This window comes from Pseudomonadota bacterium (assembly GCA_018817425.1).
Taxonomy (GTDB): domain Bacteria; phylum Desulfobacterota; class Desulfobacteria; order Desulfobacterales; family RPRI01; genus RPRI01.
The window spans coordinates 1-13172 of the sequence record JAHITX010000033.1 but is presented as its reverse complement, the minus strand read 5'-3'; the positions used below and the strand labels follow the sequence as shown (position 1 = coordinate 13172).

Below are 13172 nucleotides of genomic sequence, written 5' to 3'. Positions count from 1 at the left end.
AAAATCTTAATATCGATTGCAACCGGTATTAACCGGTGCAAAATCGTTAAATATTCAACTACCTTAAAAAAGGTTACTGAATGATAAATGTATTGTCAAGAAGAATTATGCTATAAATCAGCTGAAAAATCGGGATGTTGAAACAAGCTTTTTCCTGGTTAACAAACTGTTTTGTGACTTTATATTAGGCCTTCTTTATTTTAGAAGCATTGATAAATTTATTATTACAATTATTATTGGTTAGGCAGTGAATATGGGGAGAAAATAAATATGTCCGATATGATAAGGCTTGCACGGCTTATGGAAGAACTTGACAAGATGCTTGCCGTTTGCATGAGATGTGGTACGTGTCAGGCTGTGTGTCCCCTTTTTTCGGTAACAAGAAAAGAATCGGATGTTGCGCGAGGAAAGCTTGCCATTTTAAACGGGCTTTTGAATAATATGTTTGAAAATCCCGATGGGGTATTTGAGCATTTAAATAGATGCCTTTTGTGCGGATCATGTGCTGCAAACTGCCCAAGCGGGGTAAAGGTTCTTGATATTTTCATTAAAGCAAGGGCTATTCTAACCGCTTTTATGGGATTATCAACAGGTAAAAAACTTATTTTAAGAAAGATGCTGTCAAATCCGAAAACGTTTGACAGACTTCTTGAGTTTGGAACAAAATTTCAGGGATTTTTCACAAAAACCGCAAGCGATATTGTTGGAACATCATGTTCCCGGGTTTCTTCACCTGCTCTTAAACAGCGGCATTTTGTGCCGCTTGCCCCGGTTCCTTTTCACCGGAGTACACCTTCTGTAAATACTTTTCCCGGAAGATCGGGAATGAAAATCGCATATTTTACGGGGTGCTTAATAGATAAATTTTTCCCGAATGTGGCACAAGCTGCAATGGATGTTTTTTCTTTTCATGAAGTCGGGGTTTTTATGCCTCAAGGGCAGGGATGCTGCGGTATTCCGGCGATATCTGCGGGAGATACCAAGTCGTTTGAAAAACTTCTCCTTTACAATATCAATCAATTTGAGCCTTTTGATTTTGATTATCTTATTACTTCATGTGCAACATGTACTGCAACTATTAAAAATATCTGGCCTCTTATGGCACGAGAGAGTCTGGGGAATGATATAATAAAAAAAGTTGAGATAATTTCTAAAAAAGTACTTGATATAAACCAGTTTATAGTTTCAAAGATAGGAATTAAAAAAGAAAAATATGAAAATGCCGGAGACAGTAAAATCATTACTTATCACGATCCCTGCCATCTTAAAAAATCTCTTGGAGTATTTGAAGAGCCAAGAAAAGTTATAAAAGCAAACAGCCATTATACTTTTAAAGAAATGCCTGAAGCAGACTGGTGCTGCGGAATGGGAGGAAGCTTTAATATAGAGCATTATGATATTTCAACTGTAATAGGGGAGAGGAAACGCAATAACATTAAGGCATCCGGATGTTCGATAGTTGCAACATCCTGCCCTGCCTGCATGATTCAGATATCCGATATGCTCTCAAAATCAAAAGACAGAATCGAAGTAAAACATACTATAGAAGTATATGCCGAAATACTGAAAGGGCATTTTTGAAGCCAAATGGATTTGTAAAAGCTTTAATTGAAATTTAGCGAAATAAATTACTTCTCCATTCAGTTGGCAATTTCAAATTGCTATCACCTGCATGCTATGGTTAAGCACCAATTATTTCATTCAAGCCTTCAATTATGAGAGTCAATTCTTCATCAGATGCTTTGGCTATTTTACGGCCTATGTGTTTTACGGACAATGTACGAATCTGGCTAATCTTTACCCATGATTGTTTTGGGAGTTTTAGTTCGGAAAGCTCCAAAGTAAGCGGAAACCCAGCTTTTTGAGGTTGGCTTGAGATCGCAACGGCTATTACCGTGCCGGATCGCTCATTGAAAACGTTTTGGCTTAAAATGAGAACAGGGCGTAAACCGCCCTTCTCACTACCAATGACCGGATTTAAATCCGCCCAATAGATATTACCTCTTAATATTCCGGCCATATTTCCATCTCCGCTTTTCTTATTAGGGGATGAGATAAACTAAATAAATTTATCTCATCCCTCTTTTAATAATCGCTTAAATGCAATAAAATCTGATGTTTTTTGCACGAAGTATGAATATGATTAAAAAAGAAGCAACACCGAAAAAGAGCATAAAATCAAAACGATTTAGGGCTGGTTGGGATAATGATTATCTTATGAAAGTCCTGGCAGGTTGATTTCTAAATGCGGTTACCCTGTATTTGAATGAAAATATCCGATATACTGCTTTCAGGAAGCAACTTCCTGGTTACATAGTATTGCATAGCCTTTAGCGCTGTATCTTCAAACTACATCTATTTAACCCATTGGGTAAAAATAAATTTCTAGCCTATAACACTTTCTTTGCTCCTATATTATCTTGATCAACTTTCCTGCACATCCGTATGAGCAGTAATTTTATAAATATAGTGGCAATAAATCTTGTAAAATAGCGGCACTTAAATTATAAAAATAGCGGGATAAATAAAATGATTTCAAACACATTATATGGTTCAGGAATAATATGAATTACGATGAGTTGTTTGAAAAGTATAATCTTTTATTAAACGAAAAGAATCGTTTAACAGAAGAAAACAGCAGATTAAAAGCACAGCTCGGGATAACCGATTTCGAGCACGCTAAAGAAAATATTACAAAATATGTCTTAAAAGAAAATACCATACCCGACGACAAATCACATGACGAAACCTCATTCTTTAATATAAACAATACATCTGATTCCATTTCAAAAATAAAATTATTTATGTCGCTTTTTAAAGGGCGCAACGATGTTTATGCAACACGGTGGGAGAACAAAAAGAAAGCAACATCGGGATATTCACCGGTTTGCCTGAATCAATGGCAGGCAGGGTTATGCGGCAAGCCAAAAAGTTTCATACGATAAATTGAGGTTACTTCTTCTTTTGCACAAGAAAAAGATTGATATACCTTGTATCAAGATCGGAAATTGCAACTCTTCCATATTCATTTTCAATTTCATTAAAAATACTTTCGAAAACCCTACCTAACTGTTCAGTAATCTCAATTTCTTTAAGACCTGTCCTTTTGGAAATCCAGCTTAAAAATGATTCTTTGACTAAAATATCTATTTTGCGGTTTTTTCCTTTTCCTTTCCAGAGAGTTTTATAAAAGCGTTTGAATTCATCAAGAAATATTGGTAACGGCTCTTCAGGCAGGCCGAGGCTATTTCTTGCAAAAAGAGTAAGAATGAGTTTTTTATAGTTCAAGTTACTGCTTTTTATCTGTTTGATATCGACATTTATTAAAGAAAGAAGATCATCGAAAGAAATTGCTTCTTCCAGTATTTTACGACTTTCAATAATATCTGAAGCAGAAAGAAATTCCCGGAATATATAACTGCCTTTTTGTTTTTCATAATAGAGAGGTTTTTTGATTAATAGTCCGCCCAATACTCCCATCCATTCCTCATCCCAGAAATGTAAGCCAAGCCCTTGTTTGGTAAACCATGCTTTGTTCAGCCATTTTTTTGCGCGTTCTTTAAGTCCCAACGCAAGGCTAAAACCGGTTCTGAAAATGCGCTCAAGCTGATACTCACTTATAATGGCTGTAGCGTTAACAGTATCCGGCTTTTGATTTTCAGTTATCAAGCATTCGATTCCAATGCTTAAATATCCACATGCCTTTTTGACAATATCTTTTAGTTCATCTTTGTTTTTAATTGCTTTTTGATCTGCAGAGATAATCTGGTTACAAAGGGTGGCAAATTCTGCCTGAAGCTTTATGAGTGTTTCATTTATATCAATTCTTTTGAGCGCCATCGAAAACAGATTGTCATCTTTTAACATTTTTATGGGATAAAGGGGCAGGGGTAGCAAAGGTATGTTTTTGTTACTTCTTTTAAGAGCTTTTTTTCTGCCTGTAATAGTTTCCGGTTTTAAAGAAGAGTAAATCCCTGCAGCTTCATCAAAAGGCAGAAAGCCCTTTTCTGAAAGTCTTACATTTTTTAAACGGTAAAATTCTTCTTCCATCTCAGCCGGAAGCACGGCCATTGTTTCTAGTAGTATATTCTGGTATTTTATATGATCGTATTCTGCAATTTTTTCCAGCATATTTGAGATAAAGTCTTTTTTATGTTCTTTATAGGTTTCTTCTTCCGGTTCAATATCCGGATCATATGGTTTATCTTCGTAATTATCGATAACCTTAAAATAAAAAATATCGTCTATTGTCATAAAATCATTGCCAAGCTCTGATGGGTCCTGATCATGTTCCCTTACAGCGACTCTTATGTTTTTATAGAGATAAAATTCTACAAGATCTGTTTTCTTCTCAACTACCCATTTGGCAAAGCGTGCCGAATCAACCTGAAAGAGAATATCAAACCACCTTGTTAAAGAATTTGTTTCAATCCTGTCTTTTTTCCAGAGTTCAATATCAAGTATATATTCCCATTGTTTGTCGGAAGCTAAATTAAGCAGCTCAAAAGCATCATAAATACCTATATCGTTAATAAGAAAATAAAAATCTTCTTCCGAAAAGGAATGTACAAGAGCTGCCGGATGCTTTGCTTCCAAAATACTGTCTATGGCCTTTTCGGGAGGCATTGTTATAATCTCTTTTTTTTGAAAATTGAGATCGGCTGCCCGTTTGTCTGCTATGCTATATTCATTATTCATGACTTTTTATGATTCCGTGGAATGACTTTTAAAAGAAAATTAAACATATATATATGCTACATTATAACCATAACGCTGTTTGCTTAACAAGCGGTTTTATAATTGCAGAAAAATATAAAATATAATAAGGTCATTCAAAACGCTTTCCCGACAGTAAAATATCTTACACATGCTTCTTGCACCGCGATTCTTATGCCATAAAGTAATTGCAGATTGCAAAACCAACAATTGGAAAAGACCATTAATGATAAATAGCAGTTTCTGGAAATCTGTTTTTAACAGAAGAATGTTCATTTGTATCTTTACCGGTTTTACTTCCGGTTTGCCTCTTTATATCCTGATTTCATTGATACCCGCCTGGTTAAGAACTGAAGGTGTCGATTTGTCTACTATCGGGCTGTTTTCAATTATCCAGTTCCCCTATACCTGGAAATTTGTCTGGTCCCCGTTTATGGATCGATACGTGCCGCCTTTTTTGGGCAGGCGGCGTGGCTGGCTACTTATAACGCAAGTTGCCCTGTTACTGGTTATTGTTTCATTCGGTATGTTTAATCCCAGGCAATCAATCTGGGTAATCGCGATCTTAAGTGCTACAGTCGCTTTCTTTAGTGCCAGTCAGGACATTGTTGTTGATGCTTACCGGCGGGAACTATTGCCCGACAATGAACTAGGGCTTGGTAACTCAATTCATGTTAATGCCTATCGAATATCAGGTTTGATTCCCGGATCACTATCTTTGATATTGGCGGATCATTTGCCCTGGGATACGGTATTTAAGATAACCGGATTGTTTATGATAGTTGGAATAGGCATGACACTGGCGATTAAAGAATCAAGCCTCAATGTGGCGCCGCGTACGCTAAAAGCTGCTATTGTGGAGCCGTTTAAGGAATTTATTGGCCGTAAAGGTATTGCCAGTGCACTATTGATAATGGCGTTTATGTTTCTTTATAAAATCGGTGATAATATGGCTACGGCATTAGCCACGCCTTTTTATCTCGATATGGGTTTTACCATGACTCAAATTGGATGGATTGCCAAAAATGCTGCATTGTGGCCGATGATTATCGGTGGCATGATAGGTGGTTTGCTGATGCTTAAAATCGGTATAAACCGCGCCCTTTGGTTATTTGGAATCGTGCAGCTGGTTACCATAATAGGTTTTGCAATTCTTTCACAGCTGGGTAATGACATAATTGCGCTGGCTGTTGTAATCAGTATGGAATATCTGGGTGTTGGTTTGGGCTCGGCTGCATTTACTGCCTTTATTGCGCGATCTACTCATCCAAAATATACTGCAACCCAATTTGCACTTTTTACAGCCTTTATGGCTGTACCCCGAACCTTTGCCAATGCATCCGTAGGTTTTATTGTAGATGCCGTTGGCTGGACTAAGTTCTTTATCTTCTGCACTATAATTGCTATCCCCGGCATGCTGTTATTATTTAAAGTAGCGCCATGGAATGAAAATCCGGAGGCTCTTGGTGCTCAGGACATCAAACCCAAACAGATATAAAGTTAGGCTGCCTTTCATTTTTCGCTAAGTTTAAGAAGATCGGCAGGAGTTACAATAGCACCGAATGCTTTTTTGAGATTAAGAAGTCCTTCCTTCTGCTCATTTAACACTTCAAATAATTTGTCCGGCACACCTGTTTCTTTTCCGTAAGCTTGGATTTGCAGATCAACTCTTGCAACAATATTGTCAATGTATAGAGAAAATTGCTTTATATAAAGCGATTCCGGATATTCTTTTTTTATAATTGTCCAAAATAAATTTTTAAGCTCATCATATTTGGGTATCCCGCCGATAGGCGTTTCTATTACACCGACTTCATCATAGGCTTTTCTCTCCAGCCATGACAGCCACACCTTTACATCACGTTTTTCACCCAAGAGTTTATCTGAAGTCCCGCCTCTGGCCTTGTCGGAAAGGAAATAATTCAGTCCTGCCATAACAGGCTTATAGTTTTCTGCTATTATTTTATTTCCAAAAAACCGGAATTGGGCATCCATATAATCGGCCATAGGCCCGGGTATAAAAGGTGCATTAGCCCAGGGAGCTCTGTTTACTCCTGTTGCACCAACTTCTGTAGAGGTTGCGGCAGATACTATTGATGCGCCTATTACTACGCCGTGATCTGAATTCTTTGCCACGCGGATAGGAGGCATTGTATCGCTGTCACGCCCGCTGTATGTGATTATTCTTGTAATAACGCCTTCAGGATCTTCGCTACTAGGTGAATAGTTTGCGATATCTTTTGATGTCAGAGTAACCCGTGCATTGGAGTGTGATATAGGGACAGGCTTCCCGCTTTTATCCGTCATGCCTTTTTTCCAGAAACCCTGAAAATTGAACCCTTTTTCAGGCGGTTCTTCTCCGTTTCCTGCCCAATGGGGAATTGCGTTATCGTCAACAAGAACATTAGACCATATGACTTCTGTTCCTTCTTTTCTCAAAAGATCCATCAACAACGGATCACCTTCCCAGTTCAGATTTTCAACAATGCCGAATATTCCACATTCCGGATTAACAGATCTTATGGTGCCGTTTTCGTCGATCCACATCTGGGCAAGATCGTCACCTATAAAATAGTGCCCTGCCATGGCCGTGGTTGTTTTTCCGCATCCGCTTGGAGCAGCTCCTGCAAACCAGGTTAAACGGCCCTGTGGTCCTTCAATACATGTTATGAACATATGCTCCGAAAGTTCATTCCCACGGTTTTTGTAAACAGCCTTATCAACGGAAAATCTATGGTTTCCTTTCTTCAACAAAAGGGTATTTCCGGCATAAGTACAATTAATGCTGTATGTTGTTTGATAACTTCTATCCATGTAAATACGAGCATCCGGAAGGTCTTCCGGCCTGTTTTGACCCTGACTGTGGAGATTAGTATAGAAATGTCCCAGCCTTTCCACTTCTTTATCAAAATGAAGATATGCATTTCTGTAAAGTATTTCGGCGCTGTGCATGACATAGGCGGAACTTGTAATCTCTATAGCCGGATTGGACATAGGAGATCCTAAAGGCCCACGCATATAAAATCCTATTAACATTACCTTGCCACGCATAATGCCGCTCATTTTGTTTTTAATATCATTAAGCGCATCGGTTCTTAATATTTTTTTTGCAAGGGAATTTACTTCTTCCCCCTCATTTACTATATAAAAAGTTCTATCTGTTATACGCCCTTGCTCTTCTTTTAAATCAAAATGTATAGTATGCCCCTTCAATGAAAGCTTTGCTTCTTCACGATTTATAAGGGCAAGCTCTCTTATATATTGATGGTCTTTTTCAGAACCGGTACATACGAAAACACTATTCGGCTGACACATTGCAATAGAATTTGCAATTTTTAAAAGCACGTCTTTTTGTTTTATTTTAAGGAGCTTTGAAAGATTATCACGATCAATTATTTTTTCAAAAATTTCACAAGCAGAATCAAAAGATTCTATCCCGCCTGTTTCGAGTATAATATCAGCCCCCTTATTTTTTAAAAGCATGTGAGTCTCCTATCGGATATCAATATCAATTTTTTCACATCCGGGCATAACCTTAAACTTATCCTGTTTAAGCAAATTCTGGTGTATCCATAAAAGCACTTTATCGAATTCGTTTTTCAGTTCGTTTAGTGCTTTTCCTCTATGGCTAACCGAGCTCTTTTCCTCCATACTCATTTCGGCAAAAGTTTTTTTAAAAGGAGGATAGTAAAATATGGGATCATAGCCAAATCCGTTCGTTCCGGAAGGTTCTTCTGTAATAATACCCTCGCAACGGCCCTCATATGTGAGGGCGCTACCAGTCGGCATGGCAATAGATATTACACACTCAAAAGCGGCATTTCTGTTTTTTTTCCCTTTCATTTCAGAAAGCAGCTTCAAGCATCGTTTTTCGTCGGTAGCATTTTCCCCACCATAGCGGGCGGAAAAAACACCGGGTGCTCCACAAAGAGCTTCAACTAAAAGACCTGAGTCATCTGCAAGAGCCGGCAACCCAAGTATTCTTGCTGCAAAACTTGCTTTTTTGTATGCATTTTCGTCAAAGGTTTTTCCATCTTCTTCAATGACAGGTATGGGACCAAAATCAGTAAGATTTTTAATTTTAACAGGATGATCTTTGAAGATATCTGCAATTTCTGCGGTTTTGCCGTTATTTCTGGTAGCTATAACGAGAGTAATTAAATTGTTCATAATGTATGTTTTAAATTTATAAATAAATGAATGAATCGATTATTTAAACTAAAAAAATATCTATAAATCATGGTTCGCTCTTTGTAAAGTGTTTTCATCTCTTTTGGATTCAAATAATTTCATTTGTGACTTATGCAATTTTTGATCTTTTAAATACCATAGCGCTCCAATCTTTTTCTCTATCTTCCCAGCAGTATGTAAAAAGATTATTTGTATATAATTTAGAAAGTTCATCACATTCGGAAACTTTTATGCCTGAAAATACGAGCATGGAATTTGTTCCGGTTAGTTTTGCTATTAACGGATGTAGACTTTTTAATGTGGGATAGCGCAGATTTGCTGTAATAATTGAAAAATGCCCGGTTATTTTTTCAACAGGCATATCCGATATTTCTATCCTGTTTACAAGTCCGTTAATTATTACATGTTCCCGTGCCTCATTTATTGCACATTTATCAATATCGATACCCAGGGCCTTCTGTACTCCAAGCAAAACACAGGCAATTGCGAGAATCCCGTTTCCCGTCCCAATATCAAGAGCTTTTGAATTAGTGTTGCTGTTACCAATAAGGCTGTTAAATTCAAAAGCATGCTCTATACCTTTTAGGGCAAGCCTTGTAGTAGGATGATCTCCACGTCCAAAAGATATTCCCGATTGCATTTTTATTACGATCTCATCAGCTTTTTTTGAGTATCTTAATTGATGAGGCACAAGGAAAATCCGTTTTGATATTTGTACGGGTTTTTCCAAAGATTTTTCCAGAAATGAACATCCATGTTTATATGAGTAGCAGATATCTCCTGATGCAACAAGTTCATCCACAGCTTTTTTAAAAGCATACCTTTCAATCTTACACTGCTTTTTTAATACCTTGTAAAGCATTCCAAAAGTCAGCGGTTCCAAAGAAGATAAAACTGTTTCATAAATATGTTTTTTTAGCTTATTAATATCCGTAATAAAGTCCATAACCGCTTCATTATATTAGTTTTTGAAACTGGCTCAAATCTTTTCAGACGATTCATCGGCAAACAGTGTATCCAAAGGACTTATAGGTACTTTGGACATATTTCGCAATACATGAGTATAGATCATTGTTGTTTCAACATTTTTGTGTCCTAAAAATTCCTGGACTTCTCTGATATTTACACCATTCATAAGTAAATGTGTTGCAAAACTATGGCGCAAGGTATGTACGGTGGCGTGTTTGGCAATACCAGCCTTTCTTACCGCAGAAGCAACGATTTTCTGAATGGAGCTGGGGCTTATATGATGTCGGCGAACCTTGCCGGAACGGGGGTCAACCGAAAGAGTCGCAGAAGGAAAAGCATACTGCCAGCGCCATTCTTTTGCTGCATTTTGATATTTTCTATCAAGGGCACCTGGCATATATACTTCACCAAAGCCTTTGCCTAAATCCTGCTCATGAATTTTTTCAACCGCGTCCAGATGCTTTTTTAGTTTACTTATAACAGCATTGGGAAGAACTGTTATTCTGTCCTTATCACCTTTTGACGCCCGGACAATAATAGATTTTGCTCCAAAATCAATATCTTTAACCCGCAATCTGACTAATTCCATCAGCCGCATTCCGGTACCATAGAGAAGATGCACAACAAGAGCATCCCTGTCATTTAATTGCTCAAGCAGACTGCGAACTTCATCCTGGGTTAATACAGCAGGAAGCTTCGGGCCTCTTTTGGCCCGTACCGTTTTACCCAAATCCTTCAAATCAATTTTGAGAACTTCCCGAAACAAAAACAATAGCGCATTGAAGGCTTGATTTTGAGTTGAAGACGATACTTGCTGCTTGATTGCCAGGTGACTGAGAAAACCTCTGACATCCTTTTCATCAGCTCCCTGATTTACCCAGTCTTTGTTTTTTACTTTGGTCAGGTAGGCATGAAAACGTTTGAACCAGTCTATATAAGTTCTTTCAGTGCTGTAGGCATAGTGCTTAATACGTAATATTTCGCGAATTTCTTTTATTATTTTTTGATCATCCGGAAATTTGTTTTCAGCCTCTGTGTCTGCATTTGGTGAAAGTATTGCAGTGCCACCGGATGTAGGCAGGAAATTATTAATGTAAAGTTTTATGGCATTTTCAGCCTGTGTGATTTGCCAATCCTGAAGTTCCCGGTCTTTTTTTAAAGCATCAAGAAATAATTGAACTCTTAAATCCAATGCTTTATCCTGCCGGGTATTGGAAAATTTTATAAACTTGTTAACCCAGTTAGCATAAAATGGAATTTGGTTTTCAGGAACCAGTTCATTGTCCAGGATATATTTTTGAAAATCAGGTAAAATATTATTCATTATTTTAATATAACAGCCTTGCTTTTGGATAATTCGTGATAACATGTATTACGTATAACATGATAATAAACACATTATACGTAACTCTTCAATAATAATTATTTGATTTTTTGCAAATAATATTTTATAGGAATTAGTGTTTAATAAAAAGTAACCCTTAAAACCTATAAATTACGTACTACGTATATAAATTGATATGCAAAAAGAAAATGAAAGATAAAGATCTTACAGGATATTGTGGCCTCTACTGTGGTGATTGCATTCGCTATAACTGCAGAGCATCGGAATTATCATCTGAGTTGCTAAGGGAATTTGAAAAACATCATTTCAATGAATACGCAAATGTTAAAAAAGTCCATAATAGCGCATTTGAAAACTTTGAAAAACTGACTGATTTGTTGAAAGCAATTTCTGAGATAAATTGTGAAACACCCTGTGGTTCTGGCGGAGATGGTTGCGGAGGGTCATGCATAATAATCAGTTGCGTTCATGAAAAGCAAATACAAGGGTGTTGGGAATGCGAAGAATTTGCAAATTGTGAAAAACTCAATTTCTTAAAACCGTTCCATGGTAACAGCATAGTTGAAAACTTACGTAGAATACAGAAATATGGAATTTCTGATTGGGCAAAACACAGAGAAAAGTGCTATCCGTGGGTATAGGACACAAAAACAGCATATCAAACGGGTCGAGCAGACTGGAATTCGTCACGTTTTTAAATGCTATTTGGGTGGCCAGTCTGCTCACCCTTACGTTACAAATTACTAATTCCTAATGAAAGGAAAAATCAATGACTGAACAAAAACATGGAAGAATTGAAAATCCAGTTCTTGAACAAAGTGCTCGACGTAAAAGAATAGATGCACGTCGCAAATATATTCAAGAACATAAAATATCAATTATACTTACAGTAATTGGCCTTATCATAGCCATTATAGCTTTATTAAAATAACGTTTTATAGGCTAAAGCACATATGGCCGCAAGCTGTAACACGTGCAGAACCACATCAATACACGGCCAGGGTAAAGAATAAAAACTATCTTTTAAAGTACTCATAACAAACCTCCTAAATATTTTTTATAACCAATCAATCAACCCAACACCGAGTAAGTAAGATTTTATCTCCATTAACGGTGGCGGTGTGGGTTATTTCCACCGTTGTGCATTTAGAATATGATATGAAATGATCCCTTTAAATTCTATATATTCAGATTTTGATCTAATTTGGCGGTTTTCTGATGCAGAGAAGTATGTTCAGCTTTCTGAAGCCGAATTTAGACGTTTTCACCCTATTCCTTCGGATGAAAGTATAAAGCTCTGGAATGAGTATGTTTACCCAAGCAATAATTCACGCGAACATCACCTTACTGAGCTTTATGTACAGAAAAATATAAAATGGCCAGACGGTCCTACTTTCAAGACAGACGATGACGTAGTAGAAAAGGAAATCGCTTCGTTACTTCGAAAGTCCTTTCCTTTACCCGACAACACAACAGTTTATTTCTTTTGGCACGCGGAAACATGTGTGAAGACCGATTGGGGCCTTTTTTTGAGTTATTGGGACGATTTTTGTTATCCTAGTGATGATAGCGATGTGATTGTAATTCCTGAATTTGATAAGGCTATCATTTATATAGAAGATAGATGGCACTTTTTACCAAAGGCACTTGGCAAAACTATTTTTCAGCATCAAGAAAATGTTTGATGCACAACAAATCAATTAACCCAACACCGAGTAAGTAAGGTTTTTTTATCCATTAACGGCGGCGGTGTGGGTTATTTCAAGCGTTCTGTGCATAAAAATGAAAAATAAAGTCCATCAAATATCGTCCCTATTATTTATTCTGTTGTTATTATTTTCATGCTCTCGAAGCTACAACGGCCAATATTTTTCGTTCCCGCCGGGCAGCAAACCACATGAAAATAATTGGACATATTTATGCAAAGTTATCAGTTGGGACCCTGTTGGCA

Annotated in this window: 12 protein-coding genes; 6 read left to right on the top strand and 6 right to left on the bottom strand. The window is 37.2% G+C overall.

What is annotated here, in order from left to right; genetic code table 11:
• The first annotated feature begins 270 nt into the window (after positions 1-270).
• Complete coding sequence (locus KKC46_06680; protein ID MBU1053498.1) at positions 271-1581, top strand: (Fe-S)-binding protein; 1311 nt, start codon at positions 271-273, stop codon at positions 1579-1581.
• Positions 1582-1681: 100 nt separating this feature from the next.
• On the opposite strand, the gene KKC46_06675 is transcribed toward KKC46_06680, so the two are convergent.
• Complete coding sequence (locus KKC46_06675) at positions 1682-2020, bottom strand: type II toxin-antitoxin system PemK/MazF family toxin (GenBank protein MBU1053497.1); 339 nt, start codon at positions 2018-2020, stop codon at positions 1682-1684.
• Between the two features lie 544 nt (positions 2021-2564).
• Between KKC46_06675 and KKC46_06670 the strand changes: the two genes are divergently transcribed.
• The gene (locus KKC46_06670; GenBank protein ID MBU1053496.1) at positions 2565-2945 is read left to right on the top strand and encodes a hypothetical protein; all 381 of its coding nucleotides are present in this window, start codon (positions 2565-2567) and stop codon (positions 2943-2945) included.
• A gap of 7 nt (positions 2946-2952) precedes the next feature.
• Here the strand turns inward: KKC46_06670 and KKC46_06665 are convergent, their stop codons facing one another.
• Entirely contained in the window at positions 2953-4698 is a 1746-nt protein-coding gene (locus KKC46_06665) for a hypothetical protein (GenBank protein ID MBU1053495.1), read from the bottom strand.
• A 244-nt stretch (positions 4699-4942) separates the two neighbouring features.
• Here KKC46_06665 and KKC46_06660 point away from each other — a divergent pair, with 244 nt between their 5' ends.
• Positions 4943-6214: an AmpG family muropeptide MFS transporter gene (locus tag KKC46_06660; protein MBU1053494.1), complete on the top strand. Its 1272-nt coding sequence runs from the start codon at positions 4943-4945 to the stop codon at positions 6212-6214.
• Between the two features lie 14 nt (positions 6215-6228).
• Here KKC46_06660 and KKC46_06655 read toward each other — a convergent pair whose 3' ends face one another.
• The 4 genes from KKC46_06655 to KKC46_06640 form a co-directional block, all read right to left on the bottom strand.
• A complete protein-coding gene (locus KKC46_06655) occupies positions 6229-8199 on the bottom strand; it encodes a phosphoenolpyruvate carboxykinase (GTP) (protein ID MBU1053493.1) in 1971 nt (656 codons plus the stop codon).
• A 9-nt stretch (positions 8200-8208) separates the two neighbouring features.
• Positions 8209-8886: an XTP/dITP diphosphatase gene (locus tag KKC46_06650; protein MBU1053492.1), complete on the bottom strand. Its 678-nt coding sequence runs from the start codon at positions 8884-8886 to the stop codon at positions 8209-8211.
• Between the two features lie 130 nt (positions 8887-9016).
• Positions 9017-9853, bottom strand: coding sequence for a 50S ribosomal protein L11 methyltransferase (locus KKC46_06645; protein ID MBU1053491.1), 837 nt, complete (start codon positions 9851-9853; stop codon positions 9017-9019).
• A gap of 33 nt (positions 9854-9886) precedes the next feature.
• A complete protein-coding gene (locus KKC46_06640; GenBank protein MBU1053490.1) occupies positions 9887-11200 on the bottom strand; it encodes an integron integrase in 1314 nt (437 codons plus the stop codon).
• 209 nt (positions 11201-11409) lie between these two features.
• On the opposite strand from KKC46_06640, the gene KKC46_06635 reads away from it, so the two are divergent.
• From KKC46_06635 to KKC46_06625, 3 genes are all read left to right on the top strand, one after another.
• The gene (locus KKC46_06635; protein ID MBU1053489.1) at positions 11410-11862 is read left to right on the top strand and encodes a DUF3795 domain-containing protein; all 453 of its coding nucleotides are present in this window, start codon (positions 11410-11412) and stop codon (positions 11860-11862) included.
• 128 nt (positions 11863-11990) lie between these two features.
• The gene (locus KKC46_06630; protein ID MBU1053488.1) at positions 11991-12152 is read left to right on the top strand and encodes a hypothetical protein; all 162 of its coding nucleotides are present in this window, start codon (positions 11991-11993) and stop codon (positions 12150-12152) included.
• A gap of 232 nt (positions 12153-12384) precedes the next feature.
• On the top strand, positions 12385-12906 hold the full coding sequence (locus tag KKC46_06625; GenBank protein MBU1053487.1) for a DUF2947 domain-containing protein: 522 nt from the start codon (positions 12385-12387) through the stop codon (positions 12904-12906).
• Positions 12907-13172: the final 266 nt, after the last annotated feature.

Excerpts from the sequence above, each read along its gene's own strand:
- KKC46_06635 (MBU1053489.1), top strand. The coding sequence starts at position 11,410 with ATGAAAGATAAAGATCTTACAGGATATTGTGGCCTCTACTGTGGTGAT.
- KKC46_06680 (MBU1053498.1), top strand. The coding sequence starts at position 271 with ATGTCCGATATGATAAGGCTTGCACGGCTTATGGAAGAACTTGACAAG.
- KKC46_06645 (MBU1053491.1), bottom strand. The coding sequence starts at position 9,853 with ATGGACTTTATTACGGATATTAATAAGCTAAAAAAACATATTTATGAA.
- KKC46_06665 (MBU1053495.1), bottom strand. The coding sequence starts at position 4,698 with ATGAATAATGAATATAGCATAGCAGACAAACGGGCAGCCGATCTCAAT.
- KKC46_06625 (MBU1053487.1), top strand. The coding sequence starts at position 12,385 with ATGATCCCTTTAAATTCTATATATTCAGATTTTGATCTAATTTGGCGG.
- KKC46_06655 (MBU1053493.1), bottom strand. The coding sequence starts at position 8,199 with ATGCTTTTAAAAAATAAGGGGGCTGATATTATACTCGAAACAGGCGGG.
- KKC46_06660 (MBU1053494.1), top strand. The coding sequence starts at position 4,943 with ATGATAAATAGCAGTTTCTGGAAATCTGTTTTTAACAGAAGAATGTTC.
- KKC46_06640 (MBU1053490.1), bottom strand. The coding sequence starts at position 11,200 with ATGAATAATATTTTACCTGATTTTCAAAAATATATCCTGGACAATGAA.
- KKC46_06630 (MBU1053488.1), top strand. The coding sequence starts at position 11,991 with ATGACTGAACAAAAACATGGAAGAATTGAAAATCCAGTTCTTGAACAA.
- KKC46_06670 (MBU1053496.1), top strand. The coding sequence starts at position 2,565 with ATGAATTACGATGAGTTGTTTGAAAAGTATAATCTTTTATTAAACGAA.
- KKC46_06675 (MBU1053497.1), bottom strand. The coding sequence starts at position 2,020 with ATGGCCGGAATATTAAGAGGTAATATCTATTGGGCGGATTTAAATCCG.
- KKC46_06650 (MBU1053492.1), bottom strand. The coding sequence starts at position 8,886 with ATGAACAATTTAATTACTCTCGTTATAGCTACCAGAAATAACGGCAAA.